A 15820-nucleotide genomic window follows, 5' to 3' on the forward strand; every position below is an offset into this window, starting at 1 on the left:
GGTCCTCGGCCGACCGACACACGGACCCGGCGGTGCCGCCGGGCCGAGGGCTGCTCACCGGCCGGCGACCGGATCCGGTGTCGCCGCGGTGGCGCTCGCGCGGGCGGCGGCGCGCACCAGGGCCGGGCCGCGGTAGATGAAGCCGGTGTAGAGCTGCACCAGGGCGGCGCCGGCATCGAACATCCGCGCCGCGTCGTCCGGATCGAGCACCCCGCCGACTCCGATGATCGGTAGCCGGCCGCCGGTCTCACGGTGGACGAACGCGACCACCTCCCGAGCCCGCCCGGTCAGCGGTCGACCGGACAGGCCACCGGCCTGGGCGCCGCGTTCGGAGTCGGCCGTGGCCAGCCCGGTACGGGCCAGCGTGGTGTTGGTGGCGATCACCCCGGCGGCACCCCGGGCCAGGCAGACCTCCAGCAGCTCGGCGATCGCCGCCTCGGTCAGATCCGGCGCGATCTTGACCAGCACCGGCTTCTCCCCCACCAGCGCGCCGAGCAGCGCGTCCAGGTGCGCGCGGTCCTGCAACGACCGTAGGCCCGGGGTGTTCGGTGAGGACACGTTGACCGCGAAGTAGTCGCCGTGCCCGCGCAGCGCCCGGTACGAGGCGAGGTAGTCCTCGACCGCCTCGTCGAGCGGGGTCACCTTGGACTTGCCCAGCGAGATCCCCAGCGGCACCCCGATGGGGCGCGGCAGCGCGTCCAGCCGGGCGGCCAGCGCGGCGGCCCCGGCGTTGTTGAAGCCCATCCGGTTGACCACGGCCTCGCTGGCCGGCAGCCGGAACAGCCGCGGCCGGGGGTTGCCCGGCTGGGCGTGCGCCGTCACCGTGCCGACCTCGACGAAGCCGAAGCCGAGCGCCGGCCAGGCCGCCAGCGCGGCGCCGTCCTTGTCCATGCCGGCGGCCAGGCCGACCGGGTTGGGGAACCGCACGCCGAACACCGTGCGGGGCGCCTGAACGGCGTAGCGGGCCCGCAGGGCCGCGAGGGCCACCGGACGCCGCGACAGCCCGGCCAACCGCCGCAGCGTCCACTCGTGCGCCGCCTCGGCGTCGCCGCCGCCGAGACGGAACAACCCCGGCCGCACGACCCGCTCGAACAGGGTCACTGGGCCGCCCGGAGGGTGGCGTGCAGGTCCTGCAGCGGGCGCACCTGCATGTCGCCCCGGATGCGCGCCTCGATGCCCATGACCGCGGCAGCCGCGCCCGGAACCGTGGTGATGCAGGGGATGTCGGTGGTGACGGCGGCGCTGCGGATCTCGTAGCCGTCCGAGCGGGCGCTGGCACCCGAGCCCTGCGGCGTGTTGATCACCAGAGCCACGTCGCCGCGCAGGATCAGCGACACCGCGTCGTCTCCCTCGCCCGCCTGGTAGTGCTTGCGGATCTGCTCGCAGGCGATGCCGTGCCGGCGCAGCACCTCGGCGGTGCCGGTGGTCGCCACGATCTCGAAGCCCAGGTCGGCCAGCCGCTTGATCGGGAAGATCATGCCGCGCTTGTCCCGGTTGGCCACCGACACGAAGATCTTCCCGGCGGTCGGCAACGACCCGTACGCGGCCGACTGGCTCTTGGCGAAGGCGTGCCCGAAGTTGGTGTCGATGCCCATCACCTCGCCTGTCGACTTCATCTCCGGGCCGAGCAGCGAGTCGATCCCCTTGCCCGCCCGGGTCCGGAAGCGCTTGAACGGCAGCACCGCCTCCTTGACCGCGATCGGCGCGTCGGCGGGCATCGTGCCGCCGTCCCCCGTCGCCGGGAGCAGGCCCTCGGCGCGCAGCTCGGCGATCGTCGCGCCGAGCGCGATCCGGGCGGCGGCCTTGGCCAGCGGAACGGCAGTCGCCTTCGAGACGAACGGAACGGTCCGCGACGCGCGCGGGTTGGCCTCCAGGACGTAGAGCACGTCGTCCTTGAGCGCGTACTGCACGTTGAGCAGACCGCGCACGCCGACACCGCGGGCGATCGCCTCGGTGTAGCGGCGGACCTCGGCCAGGTGCGACCCCGCGAGGGTGATCGGCGGCAGCGCGCAGGACGAGTCGCCGGAGTGGATACCGGCCTCCTCGATGTGCTCCATCACGCCACCGATGTAGACCGCGCCGTCGGCGTCGCACAGGGCGTCCACGTCGATCTCGATGGCGTCGTCGAGGAACCGGTCCACCAGCACCGGGTGGTCGCCGGAGATGTCGGTGGCCCGACCGATGTAGTCGCGCAGCGTCGGGTCGTCGTAGACGATCTCCATGCCCCGCCCGCCCAGCACGTACGACGGGCGGACCAGCACCGGGTAGCCGATCTCGTCGGCGATCGCCTTGGCCTCGTCGTAGGACGTGGCCATGCCGTGCGCCGGCGCGCGCAGCCCGGCACGGGCCAGCACCGCGCCGAACGCGCCCCGCTCCTCGGCCAGGTGGATCGACTCCGGGGAGGTGCCGACGATCGGCACGCCCGCGTTCTTGAGCCGCTGCGCCAACCCCAGCGGGGTCTGCCCGCCAAGCTGCACGACCACCCCGACCACGCCCGGCCCGCCGGCCGCCCGGCCGGACGAGTCCTCCGCGTGCCAGACCTCCAGGACGTCCTCGAAGGTCAGCGGTTCGAAGTAGAGCCGGTCGGCGGTGTCGTAGTCGGTGGAGACCGTCTCGGGGTTGCAGTTGACCATGACGGTCTCGTAACCGGCCGACCGCAACGCCTGGACCGCGTGCACGCACGAGTAGTCGAACTCGATGCCCTGCCCGATCCGGTTCGGACCGGAGCCCAGAATCAGCACCTTCGGCCGGTCCGACGGCACGACCTCGGTCTCGGTGTCGTACGTGGAGTAGTGGTACGGCGTGGTGGCCTCGAACTCGGCCGCGCAGGTGTCCACCGTCTTGTAGACCGGGCGTACGTCGAGGCGGTGCCGCAGGGTCCGTACGCCGTCCTCGGCCGCCAGCTCCGGACGCAGCGCGGCGAGCTGCCGGTCGGACAGGCCGGCCCGCTTGGCACGACGCAGCAGCTCGGCGTCGAGCACCGGCGCGTCGACGATCTCGGCGCGCAGCTCGATCAGCGCGACGATCTGGTCCAGGAACCACGGGTCGATCCCGCCGGACGCCTCGGCGACCTCGGCGATCGACGCGCCGAGGCGCAGCGCCCGCTCCACCGTGTAGAGCCGGCCGTCGTGCGGGACGCGCAGCGCGGCGAGGGTGTTCTCCCGCGTCGCGTCGGCCGGGTCGGGGACGGTCCAGAAACCAGATGATTTGGTTTCCAGCGAGCGCATCGCCTTGTTCAGCGCCTCGGTGAAGTTGCGCCCGAGGCTCATCGCCTCGCCCACCGACTTCATGGTGGTGGTCAGCTCCGGGTCCGCGCCGGGGAACTTCTCGAACGCGAACCGGGGGATCTTCACCACCACGTAGTCGAGGGTCGGCTCGAACGCCGCCGGGGTCTTCAGCGTGATGTCGTTGGGGATCTCGTCGAGCGTGTAGCCGATGGCCAGCTTCGCGGCGATCTTCGCGATCGGGAAGCCGGTCGCCTTGGACGCCAACGCCGAGGAACGCGACACCCGCGGGTTCATCTCGATCACGACGATCCGGCCGTCGACCGGGTTGACCGCGAACTGGATGTTGCAGCCGCCGGTGTCCACCCCGACCTCGCGCAGCACCGCGATGCCCAGGTCACGCAGGCGCTGGTACTCCCGGTCGGTGAGCGTCATGGCCGGGGCCACCGTGACGCTGTCGCCGGTGTGCACGCCCATCGGGTCGAGGTTCTCGATCGAGCAGACGACCACCACGTTGTCGTGCCGGTCGCGCATCAGCTCCAGCTCGTACTCCTTCCAGCCGAGCACGCTCTCCTCGATGAGCACCTCGTGCACCGGGCTGGCGGTCAGGCCGTCGCCGGCGATGCGGGCCAGGTCCTGGGGCGTGTGCGCCATGCCGGAGCCCAGGCCGCCCATGGTGAACGACGGCCGGATCACCACCGGCAGGCCCAGCTCGGCGACTGTCGCCTCGACCTCGTCCATCGAGTGGCACACCCGGGAGCGGGGCACCAGAGCGGCCGGGTCGTCGACGCCCAGGCGTACGCCGGCCTTCGCCACGATCTCCTTGAACAGCTGGCGGTCCTCGCCCCGGTTGATGGCGTCGATGTTCGCGCCGATCAGCTCGACGCCGTACTTGTCCAGGACGCCGGCCTCGTGCAGGGCGACTGCCGTGTTCAGCGCGGTCTGCCCGCCGAGGGTGGCCAGGATGGCGTCCGGGCGCTCCTTGGCGATGACCAGCTCCACGAACTCCGGGGTGATCGGCTCGACGTACGTGGCGTCGGCGAACTCGGGGTCCGTCATGATCGTGGCGGGGTTGGAGTTGACCAGGCTGACCCGGATGCCCTCGCTGCGCAGCACCCGACACGCCTGGGTGCCGGAGTAGTCGAACTCGCAGGCCTGCCCGATGACGATCGGCCCGGAGCCGATCACGAGGATGTGCTTGAGATCGGTCCGCTTAGGCATTCTTGGCGCCCTCACTGCGATTCAGGTCGAGGCCACGGCCCTCGATCAGCTCGGCGAAACGGTCGAAGAGGTAGTCGGCGTCGTGCGGGCCGGCTGCCGCTTCCGGGTGGTACTGCACGGTGAAGGCGGGGACGTCCACGGCCCGCAGCCCCTCGACCACGTTGTCATTGAGGCAGACGTGCGACACCCGCACGCCGCCGAAGTCGGTGTCGATCACCTGGTCGGGAACCACCGCGCCCGGCCCCGCACCGGGCACCTTGACCGCGCCGAGCCGCTGTTCGCGGCCCGACACGTCGACCGCGAAGCCGTGGTTGTGGCTGGTCACCTCGACCTTGCCGGTGGCCCGGTCGAGCACCGGCTGATTGATCCCCCGGTGGCCGTAGCCCAGCTTGTAGGTGCCGAAGCCGAGCGCTCGGCCGAGGATCTGGCTGCCGAAGCAGATGCCGAACAGCGGCACCTCCCTCCGCAGCGCCTCCCGGGCCAGCGCCACCGGGCCGTCGGCCGTCGCCGGGTCGCCGGGGCCGGGCGACAGGAAGACCGCGTCGGCGCCGGTGGCCAGCAGGTCCTCGATGCTCGACGAGGCCGGCAGCACGTGGGTGGTCACCCCGCGCGCGGCCAGCCGGCGCGGCACGTTGCGCTTGATGCCCAGATCCAGAGCCGCCACGGTGAACCGGTGCTCGCCGAGCGCCTCGACGACGTACGGCTGGGCGGTGGTCACCTCGGCGGACAGGTCCGCGCCGACCATCTGCGGCGACTGCCGGACCCGGGCCAGCAGGCTCTGCGGGTCCTTCTCGACGCTGGAGATGCCCACCCGCATGGCGCCCCGCTCGCGCAGGTGCCGGGTCAACGCCCGGGTGTCCACGCCGCTGATGCCCACCACACCCTCGGTGGCGAGGCGGTCCTCCAGGCTGCCGGTGGCCCGCCAGTTCGAGCCGATCCGGGCCGGGTCGCGGACGACGTAGCCGGCCACCCAGATCCGGCCGGACTCGTCGTCCTCGCCGTTGACGCCGGTGTTGCCGATGTGCGGCGCGGTCTGCACCACCACCTGCCGGTGATAGGACGGATCGGTGAGCGTCTCCTGGTAACCGGTCATGCCGGTGTTGAAGACCGCCTCGCCGAAGGTCTCACCGACGCTGCCGTACGCCTCACCGGGGAACGTGCGCCCGTCTTCGAGGACGAGGATCGCGGGTCTGCGCTTGACCATTACTTGACAGCCTTTCCGTCCAGGACCGTCGGCTCGCCGCGCAGGAAGGTCGCCACGATGCGACCCGGCAGCGTCATGCGGGCGTACGGGGTGTTACGACTGCGACTGGCCAGTTCCGCCGGCTCGATGGTGCGGCGGACGGCCGGGTCGATCACTGTCAGGTTGGCCGGCACGCCGGGCGCCGGGTCGATGCCGTGCCCGGTCAGCCCCGCGATCCGGGCGGGGGTGCGGGACATCCGCTCGGCGATCAGGTCCCACTCGGGGCCGAACACGTCGAGCGCGATGGACAGCGCTGTCTCCAGGCCGAGCATCCCCGGCCGGGCGTACGCCCACTCGCACTCCTTGTCCTCCACGGCGTGCGGGGCGTGGTCGGTGGCGATGATGTCGATGACGCCGTCGGCGAGCGCGGACCGCAGGGCGGTGATGTCCGCGGCCGTGCGCAGCGGTGGGTTCACCTTGAAGACCGGGTCGTAGCTCTCCGCGCGCTCGTCGGTGAGCAGCAGGTGGTGCGGGGTGACCTCGGCGGTGACGCGTACGCCACGGGCCTTGGCCTGGCGCAGCACCTCGACGCTGCCGGCGGTGGAGACGTGGCAGACGTGCAGGCGGCTGCCCACGTGCTCGGCGAGCAGCACGTCCCGGGCGATGATCGCCTCCTCGGCGACCGCCGGCCAGCCGATCAGGCCGAGCCGGGTGGAGACCTCACCCTCGTGCATCTGGGCGCCCTCGGTGAGGCGGGGCTCCTCGGCGTGCTGGGCGATGACCCCGTCGAACGCCTTGACGTACTCCAGGGCCCGGCGCATCAGCAACGGGTCGGCGACGCAGTGCCCGTCGTCGGAGAAGATCCGCACCCGGGCCGCGGAGTCGGCCATCGCGCCCAGCTCGGCGAGGCGCTCGCCGGCCAGCCCGACGGTGACCGCGCCCACCGGCTGCACGTCGACCAGCCCGGCCTCCCGGCCGAGCCGCCAGACCTGCTCGACGACGCCTGCGGTGTCCGCGACCGGCGAGGTGTTCGCCATCGCGCAGACCGCCGTGTAGCCGCCCAGCGCCGCCGCCCGGGACCCGGACTCGACGGTCTCGGCGTCCTCCCGGCCGGGCTCGCGCAGGTGGGTGTGCAGGTCGACCAGGCCCGGCAGGGCGACCAGCCCGGCGCCGTCGACCACCACGGCGTCCGGCGCGGACAGCCCCGGACCGACCTCGGCGACGACGCCGTCGCGGATCAGCAGGTCGGTCGGCGCGGCGCCGACGATGCTCACGCTGGTGATGAGGTACGCGGTCACCGGTTGTTCCCTCCGAGCAGCAGGTACAGAACAGCCATCCGCACGGAGACCCCGTTGGTGACCTGTTCGACGATTGTGGAGCGGGGTGAGTCGGCCACCTCGGGGGTGATCTCCATCCCCCGGTTCATCGGGCCCGGGTGCATGACGATCGCGTGCTCGGGCAGCCGGCGCATGCGCGGGCCGTCCAGCCCGTAACGGCGGGAGTACTCGCGCGCGGAGGGGAAGTAGGAGTCCTTCATCCGCTCCCGCTGCACCCGCAGCATCATCACGACGTCGACGTCGGGCAGCACGGCGTCGAGGTCGTACGACACGTCGGTGCCCGGGGCGAGGGCGCCGGCGATGTCGACGGGGATGAGGGTGGGCGGACCGACCAGGGTGACCTTCGCGCCGAGGGTGGACAGCAGCAGGACGTTGGAGCGGGCCACCCGGGAGTGCAGCACGTCCCCGACCACCGCGACCGACAGGCCGGCGAGGCGGCCCAGCCGGGCCCGCATGGTGTACGCGTCGAGCAGCGCCTGGGTGGGGTGCTCGTGGGTGCCGTCGCCGGCGTTGACCACCGACCCGTCGACCCAGTTGGCGAGCCGGTGCGGGGCGCCGGAGGCGGGGTGCCGCACGACCACCGCGTCGGCGCCCATGGCCTGCAGGGTCAGCGCCGTGTCCTTCAGGCTCTCGCCCTTGGCGACGCTGGACCCCTTCGCGGAAAAGTTGATCACGTCGGCGCTGAGCCGCTTCGCCGCCGCCTCGAACGAGATCCGGGTCCGGGTGGAGTCCTCGTAGAAGAGGTTCACCACCGTCCGGCCGCGCAGCGCGGGCAGCTTCTTGATCTCGCGGCCGGCGACGGTGGCCATCTCGGCGGCCGTGTCCAGGATCTCGGTGGCGGTGTCGGCGTCCAGGTCCGCGCCGGAGAGCAGGTGCCTGATCATGAGTGGGTTCCCCCGTACAACTTGACCTCGTCGGCGCCGTCGGTCTCGGCGAGCGTCACCTTGACGCTCTCGGCGAGCGCCGTCGGGATGTTCTTGCCGACGTAGTCGGCGCGGATCGGCAACTCGCGGTGGCCGCGGTCGACCAGGACGGCGAGCTGCACCGACGCCGGGCGGCCCACGTCGTTGAGCGCGTCGAGCGCGGCCCGCACGGTGCGCCCGGAGAAGAGCACGTCGTCGACGAGGATCACCCGCTTGCCGTCGATGCCGCCGCTGGGCACCTGGGTCGGGCCGATCGCGCGGGTGGCGTGCCGGCGCAGGTCGTCGCGGTAGAGCGTGATGTCGAGCACACCGACCGGGACGACGACGTCCTCGAAGGTGCTGATCCGGGAGGCGAGCCGCCGCGCGAGAGGCGCACCCCGGGTGGGAATCCCGAGCAGCACGGTGTCGGCGGCGCCCTGGGTCTTCTCCAGGATCTGGTGGGCGATGCGGTCGACCACGCGCTGCACGTCGGCGCTGGCGAGGATCACCTTCACCGAGGGTTGTCGCGGTGGTGACGAGCGGGCAGCCGGTGGGTATGCCACGGCGGACCTCCTTCCCCGCCTCACGGGACGGGTCGTTAAAGGATGTCGGGCACCTCCGGCCGGTGAGCGCGAGCAGACCGACCGAGGCTTCACGCCACGTTACCAGTGGTCACCAGGCCGACGGACGGCGGCTGCTGACCACTGGATCAGGCCGACGAAATGGGGATAACTCCCTCGGTGCTCCCCAACGGTAAGGTCACGACCACTTGACCACGTGTCGCATTCCCCGTACCGTCACGCTCCGTAGCGATCGACGGGAGAACCCCGAGCAGCACTGGGAGTGTCCGAATGCCCTCTGAATACGCCAAATCTCTGGGCGCACGCCTGCGCTCCATCCGCCAGCAGCAGGGCCTCTCCCTGCAGGGTGTGGAGGAGAAGTCGAACGGGCGGTGGAAGGCCGTGGTGGTCGGCTCGTACGAGCGTGGCGACCGGGCCGTGACGGTGTCCCGTCTGGCCGAGCTGGCCGAGTTCTACCGTGTGCCCGTCTCGGAACTGCTGCCCGACGGCAGCGGCGTCCGGCACGAGCCCACCAGCAAGATCGTCCTGGACCTGGAGCGGCTCTACGACGAGGCCTCCGAGGACCTGGCCTACGTCGCCCGCTACGCCCGCGCCATCCAGCAGCAGCGCGGTGACTACAACGGCCGGGTGCTCTCCATCCGCGCCGACGACCTGCGGGCGCTCGCGATCGTCTACGACGCCTCACCGTCGGGTCTGATCGAGCGGCTCACCGAGCACGGCGTGCTGGTGGCCGACCCCCGGGCGTTCTTCGCCTCCTGAGCTGTCGCTTCACCGCAAGAAGGGCCCGTGCCGATGGCACGGGCCCTTCTTCGTCGTGCGGGTACGCGGGCCGCTCAGCGGGTGGCGTACTCGGCGATGCGGCCGAGCACGCCGTTGAGGAACCGCGGCGAATCGTCGGTGGACATCTGCCGGGCCAACTCGACGGCCTCGCTGATCGCCACCGCGTCGTCGATCTCGTCGACGTAGAGCAACTCGTAGACGGCGATCCGGGCCAGGTTGCGGTCGACCACCGGCATCCGCTCCAACGTCCAACCCTCGGCGTAGCTGGCGATCAGCTCGTCGATGCGGTTGAGGTGCTCGGCGACCCCCTCGATCAGGCCCACCGCGTAACCCAGGTGCTCCGGGCGGGGCTGTTCGATGCGCTGGAGGTAGCCGGCCAGGACCTCGACGGGCGGCCGGTCCCGCAGGTCGGCCTCGTAGAGGACGTCCAGCGCCCGCTTGCGCGCCTTGCGGCGTGCCGGCATCTGCTGCTTGGGACCCTCAGCCATCAGGCGCGGCCGAGGTAACGGCCGTCGCGGGTGTCGACCTTGATCTTCTCACCGGTGGTGATGAACAGCGGAACCGGCACGGTGGCGCCGGTCTCCACGGTCGCCGGCTTGGTGCCGCCGGTCGAACGGTCGCCCTGCAGGCCGGGCTCGGTGTAGGTGACCTCCAGCACGACGCTGGTGGGCAGCTCGATGTAGAGCGGCACACCCTCGTGCTGGGCGACGGTCGCCTCCGCCTCGGGCAGCAGGTAGTTGGCTGCCTCGCCGACGGTGCCGCCGGGCACGGTGATCTGGTCGAAGGTCTCCAGATCCATGAAGACGAAGTCCTCGCCGTCGGCGTACAGATACTGCATCGTGCGCTTGTCCACGGTCGCGGTTTCGACCTTGGTGCCCGCGTTGAAGGTCTTGTCGACCACCTTCCCGGACAGCACGTTCTTCAGCGTGGTGCGCACGAACGCGCCACCCTTACCGGGCTTGACGTGCTGGAACTCGACGACGGCCCAGAGCTCGCCGTCCAGGTTGAGTACCAGGCCGTTTTTGAGGTCGTTGGTGGAGGCCATTTCCTGCCTTGATCATCAATTGGCGGACAGACCTGGCAAGTCTACAAGCTGCGCCGAGACGCGTTACCCGCCGTGGTCGCCACCCGCGCAACCAGGCGTCCGACGCCTACCCTTGATAACTTTCCGTCATCGCCGCTTCACCACCGCGCGCCCATACTTCGTCCTTTGCTCTGCTTCAGCGGAGGCAACAGTCACGGTCCGTGGCGCACCATGATCGGCGCCCCACCTCGACCCATCGCAGAGATCAGCAGCTCACGGCACCTGTTTCCTCTGCTGAAGCAGAGCAAAGGACGCGAAGCAGCAGGGCGCTCCCCTTCAGCGGGCGAGGAGCCGACCACCATCGGTGACGCCGCCGACATTCCACGACATTACGGTGGGTGAAACTTCAGGACGGGGCGGTCAGCCGACGCGAGCGGCCAGGTGGTGCAGGGCGAGGCGGTAGCCGTCGATGCCGAGACCGCAGATCACCCCGGTCGCCACCGCGGAGACCACCGAGTGGTGCCGGAACTCCTCGCGGGCGTGGATGTTGGACAGGTGCACCTCCACCAGCGGCCCGCGCAGCATGGCGCAGGCGTCGCGCACCGCGTACGAGTAGTGCGACCAGGCGGCCGGGTTGAGCACCACGGCGGCGCCCTCGTCGGCGGCGGCGTGCAGCCAACCGAGCAACTCGTGCTCGGCGTCGGTCTGCCGGACACTCACGTCGAGCCCCAGCTCCCGGCCGGTGGTCTCGCAGAGCGTCACCAGGTCGGCGTAGCTTGTCGAGCCGTACACGGCCGGCTCCCGGGTGCCGAGGCGGCCCAGGTTCGGCCCGTTCAACACGTACACCCTCATCAGATCGCCAGCTCGCGGTAGGCGGCTTCGAGCAGGGCGTCGTCCGGGCCCTCCAGCATCGCGGGGCGGGCCAGCGCGTCCAGCACCACGAACCGCAGCTTGCTGCCCCGGGCCTTCTTGTCCACCCGCATGACGGCCAGCAGCCGCTCCCAGGCGTCCGCCGGGTAGCTCACCGGCAGACCGAGCGCGGTCAGCGTGCGGCGGTGCCGCTCGGCGGTCGGCACGTCCAGCCGGCCGGCGAGCCGGGCCAGCGCGGCCGCGTACACCAGGCCGACGGCGACGGCGTGGCCGTGCCGCCAGCGGTAACCCTCGACCTGCTCGATGGCGTGGGCGAGGGTGTGGCCGTAGTTGAGCACCTCCCGCAGGCCCGACTCGCGCAGGTCGCCGGCGACCACGTCGGCCTTGACCCGGATGGCCCGCTCGATCAGCTCCCGGGTCACCGGGCCGCGCGGGTCGGTGGCCGCCGCCGGGTCACGCTCGACGAGATCCAGGATCACCGGGTCGGCGATGAAGCCGCACTTGACCACCTCGGCCAGCCCGGCCGCCAGGTCGACGGCGGGCAGGCTGTCCAGGGTGGCGAGGTCGGCCAGCACGCCGACCGGCGGGTGGAACGCGCCGACCAGGTTCTTGCCGGCGGCGGTGTTGATCCCGGTCTTGCCGCCCACGGCGGCGTCCACCATGCCCAGCAGCGAGGTGGCCACCGGCACCCAGCGCACGCCGCGCAGCCAGCAGGCCGCGACGAAGCCGGCCAGGTCGGTCACCGCGCCGCCGCCGACGCCTACCACCGCGTCGGTACGCGTGAAACCAGCCGCGCCCAGCCGGTCCCAACAGGCGGCGGCCACCTCGATCTGCTTGCCCGACTCCGCGTCGGGCACCTCGATCGGCAGCGGCTCGACGCCTGCCGCGCGCAGCCGTTCGCCGATCGCGTCGGCCAGGGCCTTGAGTGGGGGCGTGTGCAGCACCGCCGCCCGGGTCGCGCCGGGCAGCAGCCCGGGCAGCGCGTCCAGCAGGTCGCGCCCGACCAGCACGTCGTACGGCCGTTCGCCGCCGACCGGAATCCGGGTCACCTCGTCCATCGCCGGCAGCCTAGTCCAGCGGACGGCGTGGCGACGGCGTCTGTCCACCTGCTGGCCGGGCGGCCCAGTCGGCCAGCCGGCGCGCGTGCTCGGCCACGGCGGCACGCAGCGCCTCCGGGTGGCGCACGGTGAACGCGCAACCCAGCCCGGCGAGCAGCGCCGCCATGCCGGGAAGGCTCTCCGCCCGGGCCCGCAGCAGCACCCCGTCGCCGGTGGCGGTCAGCTCGGCCACACTGGCCGGGATGCGCCGCCGGGCGGCGACGAGGTCGGTCTCCAGCAGCACCTCCACCTCGTGCCGGTACGGCACGCCCGCCAGCGACCGGGTCAGCCACGCCACCGCGTCGAAGCCGTCCGGCACGGTGAACGTCGCCGCGCCGGGGGTGACCGCGCCGATCCGGTCCAGGCGGAACGTGCGCACCTCCCCGCGCCGGTGGTCGTGGCCGGTGACGTACCAGCGGCCGGCGTGGAAGACCAGCCCGTACGGGTCGAGGTCACGATGCGACAGCTCACCGCGCCACGAGCGGTAGTCCAGGCTCACCCGCTGCCGGTGCCGGGCGGCCGCGGCCAGGGCCAGCAGGGTGCCCGACGCGGGTCGCGACTGGGGTTCGGGGCGCCGCAGGGTGAAGCCGAGGTGCTCCTGCACGGCGGTCAGCCGGTCGGCGAGCGCCGCCGGCAGCACCCGGCGGATCTTCGCCAGCGCGGTCGCGGTGGCCGGCAGCTCGGTGGCCAGCCCGACCCGTTCGGCGACGACCAGACCGAGCAGCACGGCCACCGCCTCGTCGTCGGTGAGCATCAGCGGCGGCAGCTTGAACCCGGGATGCAGCCGGTAGCCGCCGTGCCGGCCCCGGTCGGCGAGCACCGGGATGCCCAGCTCGACCAGGGTGGCCGCGTACCGGCGCACGGTCCGTTCGTCCACACCGAGCCGGCTGGCGAGGTCGCCGGCCGTCGCCCGGTGCCGGGCCTGGAGCAGCTCGAGCAGGGCCAGCACCCGGCCGGCGGGATGAGACACGGGTCACTCCTTCAAACCGGGCGGATCCTGTCCGGTTTCGATCGTACGGTCGGTCGGTAACCGAGAGAAGGAGCCACAGATGGCGACGTTCGTACTGGTGCCAGGGTTCTGGTTGGGCGCCTGGGCGTGGCGGGAGGTGACTGGTCAGCTGCGCGCGCAGGGGCACGACGTCCACCCGATGACGCTGACCGGGCTGGCCGAGCGCCACCACCTCGCGGGGCCACAGGTGACCCTGGAGACGCACACCACCGACATCGTCCGGTTGATCGAGGTCGAGGATCTGCGCGACGTGCTGCTGGTCGGGCACTCGGGCGGCGGCATGCCGGTGGCCCAGGCGGCCGACCTCATCCCGGACCGCATCGCCCGGGTGGTCTACGTGGAGAGCGGGCCGCTACCGGACGGCACGGCGCAGTTCGACACGGTGCCGCCGCAGGAGCAGCAGCGGCTGCGCGCGGCGATCGGCGACGGGCACCTGCTGCCACCGCCGCCCTGGGACCCGACGGCCGATCCGACCAACCTGGCCGGCCTGGACGAGCCGACGCTGTCCCTCCTGCGCGAACGCTCCACCGCGCAGCCCCTGCGGACGGCTACCGATCCGGTGCGCCGCACGGGTGGCCGCCCGGTGCCGACCGCGCTGGTCGCCAGCACCTTCGGACTGGCGGTGGTGCGGCAGATGATCGACGAGGGGCACCCGTTCTTCACCGGCCTGGCCGACGGCCAGCTGCACGAGCTGCCCACCGGGCACTGGCCGATGCTCAGCGAGCCGAAGGCGCTGGCCGACGTCCTCGACCTGATCGCGCGTACCTGACCGGAGGCCCGCACCGGGCGGCGGGCGCACCGGCCGCCCGGTACGGGCGGGCCGGCGTCAGCGCGGAAGCAGGGCGGCGATCTCGGCGACGACCGCCGCCGGCGTCCGACCGTCGGTGCTCACCGTCTCGGTGGCCACCTCGGCGTAGAGCGGCCGGCGCTGGTCCATCAGGTGCTTGAGGGTGGCGCGCGGATTGATCGCCAGCAGCGGCCGGCCCGCGCCGAGCCCGACCCGCTTCACCGCGTCGGGCAGCTCCACCGAGAGGTGCACGACCCGATGCCCCACCAGGGCTGCCCGGGTCTCCTCGGCCAGCACGGCGCCGCCGCCGAGGGCGAGCACACCGGTGCCGGCGGCGAGCGCCGCCGCCACGGCGGCCCGCTCCAGGGCCCGGAAGTGGTCCTCGCCCTCGTCGATGAAGATCTCCGGGATGGTCTTGCCGGCCAACTGCTCGATGTCGGCGTCGGTGTCCCGGAACTCCACGCCGAGGGTGGCGGCGAGCGCCTGCCCCACTGTGGTCTTGCCGCAACCGGGCACCCCGACCAGGACCACCACCGGCGCCATCAGCGGATGACCAACGCGTCGAGGTAGCCGGCCAGGTTGCGACGGATCTCGGCGACCGAGTCACCGCCGAACTTCTCGGTGGCCGCCTCGGCCAGCACGAGCGCCACCATCGCCTCGGCCACGACCGCCGCGGCGGGCACCGCGCAGACGTCGGAACGCTGGTTGATGGCGGTCGCCGGCTCGCCCGTGACGACATCCACGGTGGCCAGCGCACGGTTCAGCGACGAGATCGGCTTCATGGCGGCGCGCACCCGCAGCGGCTCGCCGGTGGTGATGCCGCCCTCCAGCCCGCCGGCCCGGTCGGTGACCCGACGGACACCGGTGGCCGACGGGATGATCTCGTCGTGCGCCTCGGAGCCGCGGGAGCGGGCCTGCTGCCACCCGTCGCCGATCTCCACTCCCTTGATCGCCTGGATCGACATCAGCGCCGTGGCCAACCGGGCGTCGAGTTTGCGGTCCCACTGCACGTGACTGCCCAGACCCGGCGGCACCCCGTACGCCAGGACCTCCACCACGCCGCCGAGGGTGTCGGCGGCCTTCTTCGCGGCGTCCACCTCGGCGACCATCAGGGCGCTCGCCTCCGGGTCGAGGCAGCGCAGCGGGTCGGCGTCGATGCGGTCGGCGTCGGACGGGGTCGGGCGCAGCCCGGGCTTCGCGGCCACCGGCCCCAGCTCGACGACGTGCGAGACGATCTCGATGCCCAGGGCCTGGCGGATCAACGCCTTGGCGACGGTGCCGACGGCGACCCGGGCGGCGGTCTCCCGGGCGCTGGCGCGCTCCAGGATCGGCCGGGCGTCGTGGTGGCCGTACTTCTGCATGCCGGCCAGGTCGGCGTGGCCGGGCCGGGGGCGGGTCAGCGGCGCGTTGCGGGCCTGCCGGGCCAGTTCGTCGGGGTCGACGGGATCGGCGGCCATCACCGTGCGCCACTTCGGCCACTCGGAGTTGCCCACCCGGATCGCCACCGGACTGCCCAGGGTCACGCCGTGCCGCAGCCCGCCGATCACCTCGATCTCGTCCTGCTCGAACGACATCCGGGCACCACGGCCGTAGCCCAGCCGACGGCGGGCGAGCTCGCCCGCGATCTCGGTGGTGCTCACCTCGATGCCGGCCGGCACCCCCTCCATCAACGCGACGAGGGCGGGACCGTGCGATTCACCTGCAGTCAGCCAGCGCAACACAGCGGTCAGTCTGTCACGGCGCGCGACGGGCGCGTCGCGCTGCCCGCCTCGTCCCGCCCTGCGGACGGCCGGAACCATCCGCAG

Annotated in this window: 15 protein-coding genes; 2 read left to right on the forward strand and 13 right to left on the reverse strand. The window is 72.4% G+C overall.

Features of this window, described 5'->3' with window-relative positions:
* Positions 1–54: 54 nt before the first annotated feature.
* The 6 genes from AB0B39_RS29055 to pyrR are packed head-to-tail and all read right to left on the reverse strand — an operon-like array spanning position 55 to position 8430.
* Positions 55–1101, reverse strand: a complete 1047-nt coding sequence (locus tag AB0B39_RS29055) for a quinone-dependent dihydroorotate dehydrogenase (RefSeq protein WP_357575900.1) — start codon at positions 1099–1101, stop codon at positions 55–57.
* Positions 1098–4445: a carbamoyl-phosphate synthase large subunit gene (gene carB, locus AB0B39_RS29060; RefSeq protein ID WP_357575901.1), complete on the reverse strand. Its 3348-nt coding sequence runs from the start codon at positions 4443–4445 to the stop codon at positions 1098–1100. Before carB ends, AB0B39_RS29055 begins: the two co-directional genes overlap by 4 nt.
* Positions 4438–5649 (reverse strand): glutamine-hydrolyzing carbamoyl-phosphate synthase small subunit, encoded by a 1212-nt coding sequence (gene carA / locus AB0B39_RS29065; protein WP_357575902.1) that lies wholly within the window; start codon positions 5647–5649, stop codon positions 4438–4440. Before carA ends, carB begins: the two co-directional genes overlap by 8 nt.
* Positions 5649–6926 carry a dihydroorotase gene (locus AB0B39_RS29070; protein ID WP_357575903.1) on the reverse strand — a complete coding sequence of 426 codons (1278 nt, stop codon included), beginning with the start codon at positions 6924–6926 and terminating at the stop codon, positions 5649–5651. Before AB0B39_RS29070 ends, carA begins: the two co-directional genes overlap by 1 nt.
* Positions 6923–7849 (reverse strand): aspartate carbamoyltransferase catalytic subunit, encoded by a 927-nt coding sequence (locus AB0B39_RS29075; RefSeq protein ID WP_007458351.1) that lies wholly within the window; start codon positions 7847–7849, stop codon positions 6923–6925. The genes AB0B39_RS29070 and AB0B39_RS29075 overlap by 4 nt, the downstream gene beginning before the upstream one ends.
* On the reverse strand, positions 7846–8430 hold the full coding sequence (gene pyrR / locus AB0B39_RS29080) for a bifunctional pyr operon transcriptional regulator/uracil phosphoribosyltransferase PyrR (RefSeq protein ID WP_234588133.1): 585 nt from the start codon (positions 8428–8430) through the stop codon (positions 7846–7848). Before pyrR ends, AB0B39_RS29075 begins: the two co-directional genes overlap by 4 nt.
* A gap of 288 nt (positions 8431–8718) precedes the next feature.
* Between pyrR and AB0B39_RS29085 the strand changes: the two genes are divergently transcribed.
* Positions 8719–9207, forward strand: coding sequence for a transcriptional regulator (locus tag AB0B39_RS29085; protein ID WP_007458348.1), 489 nt, complete (start codon positions 8719–8721; stop codon positions 9205–9207).
* 74 nt (positions 9208–9281) lie between these two features.
* On the opposite strand, the gene nusB is transcribed toward AB0B39_RS29085, so the two are convergent.
* From nusB to AB0B39_RS29110, 5 genes are all read right to left on the reverse strand, one after another.
* The gene (nusB, locus tag AB0B39_RS29090) at positions 9282–9692 is read right to left on the reverse strand and encodes a transcription antitermination factor NusB (RefSeq protein WP_193376622.1); all 411 of its coding nucleotides are present in this window, start codon (positions 9690–9692) and stop codon (positions 9282–9284) included.
* Between the two features lie 23 nt (positions 9693–9715).
* Positions 9716–10273, reverse strand: a complete 558-nt coding sequence (gene efp, locus AB0B39_RS29095; protein ID WP_007458344.1) for an elongation factor P — start codon at positions 10271–10273, stop codon at positions 9716–9718.
* A 399-nt stretch (positions 10274–10672) separates the two neighbouring features.
* The gene (gene aroQ, locus AB0B39_RS29100; protein WP_234588131.1) at positions 10673–11104 is read right to left on the reverse strand and encodes a type II 3-dehydroquinate dehydratase; all 432 of its coding nucleotides are present in this window, start codon (positions 11102–11104) and stop codon (positions 10673–10675) included.
* Entirely contained in the window at positions 11104–12180 is a 1077-nt protein-coding gene (gene aroB / locus AB0B39_RS29105) for a 3-dehydroquinate synthase (protein ID WP_234588129.1), read from the reverse strand. Before aroB ends, aroQ begins: the two co-directional genes overlap by 1 nt.
* 10 nt (positions 12181–12190) lie before the next feature.
* The gene (locus tag AB0B39_RS29110; protein ID WP_357575904.1) at positions 12191–13189 is read right to left on the reverse strand and encodes a YafY family protein; all 999 of its coding nucleotides are present in this window, start codon (positions 13187–13189) and stop codon (positions 12191–12193) included.
* 79 nt (positions 13190–13268) lie between these two features.
* Between AB0B39_RS29110 and AB0B39_RS29115 the strand changes: the two genes are divergently transcribed.
* Positions 13269–13997, forward strand: coding sequence for an alpha/beta hydrolase (locus AB0B39_RS29115; protein ID WP_357575905.1), 729 nt, complete (start codon positions 13269–13271; stop codon positions 13995–13997).
* A gap of 57 nt (positions 13998–14054) precedes the next feature.
* Here AB0B39_RS29115 and AB0B39_RS29120 read toward each other — a convergent pair whose 3' ends face one another.
* On the reverse strand, positions 14055–14558 hold the full coding sequence (locus AB0B39_RS29120; RefSeq protein ID WP_357575906.1) for a shikimate kinase: 504 nt from the start codon (positions 14556–14558) through the stop codon (positions 14055–14057).
* Positions 14558–15736, reverse strand: a complete 1179-nt coding sequence (gene aroC, locus AB0B39_RS29125) for a chorismate synthase (protein WP_234588121.1) — start codon at positions 15734–15736, stop codon at positions 14558–14560. Before aroC ends, AB0B39_RS29120 begins: the two co-directional genes overlap by 1 nt.
* Between the last annotated feature and the right edge of the window lie 84 nt (positions 15737–15820).

Source organism: Micromonospora sp. NPDC049114 (assembly GCF_040648635.1).
Lineage (GTDB): Bacteria > Actinomycetota > Actinomycetes > Mycobacteriales > Micromonosporaceae > Micromonospora.

What these genes read in the sequence shown, in the direction of transcription:
- aroQ (WP_234588131.1), bottom strand. Translation starts at nt 11,104, where the DNA reads ATGAGGGTGTACGTGTTGAACGGGCCGAACCTGGGCCGCCTCGGCACC.
- carB (WP_357575901.1), bottom strand. Translation starts at nt 4,445, where the DNA reads ATGCCTAAGCGGACCGATCTCAAGCACATCCTCGTGATCGGCTCCGGG.
- carA (WP_357575902.1), bottom strand. Translation starts at nt 5,649, where the DNA reads ATGGTCAAGCGCAGACCCGCGATCCTCGTCCTCGAAGACGGGCGCACG.
- AB0B39_RS29075 (WP_007458351.1), bottom strand. Translation starts at nt 7,849, where the DNA reads ATGATCAGGCACCTGCTCTCCGGCGCGGACCTGGACGCCGACACCGCC.
- AB0B39_RS29120 (WP_357575906.1), bottom strand. Translation starts at nt 14,558, where the DNA reads ATGGCGCCGGTGGTGGTCCTGGTCGGGGTGCCCGGTTGCGGCAAGACC.
- AB0B39_RS29085 (WP_007458348.1), top strand. Translation starts at nt 8,719, where the DNA reads ATGCCCTCTGAATACGCCAAATCTCTGGGCGCACGCCTGCGCTCCATC.
- efp (WP_007458344.1), bottom strand. Translation starts at nt 10,273, where the DNA reads ATGGCCTCCACCAACGACCTCAAAAACGGCCTGGTACTCAACCTGGAC.
- AB0B39_RS29115 (WP_357575905.1), top strand. Translation starts at nt 13,269, where the DNA reads ATGGCGACGTTCGTACTGGTGCCAGGGTTCTGGTTGGGCGCCTGGGCG.
- nusB (WP_193376622.1), bottom strand. Translation starts at nt 9,692, where the DNA reads ATGCCGGCACGCCGCAAGGCGCGCAAGCGGGCGCTGGACGTCCTCTAC.
- aroB (WP_234588129.1), bottom strand. Translation starts at nt 12,180, where the DNA reads ATGGACGAGGTGACCCGGATTCCGGTCGGCGGCGAACGGCCGTACGAC.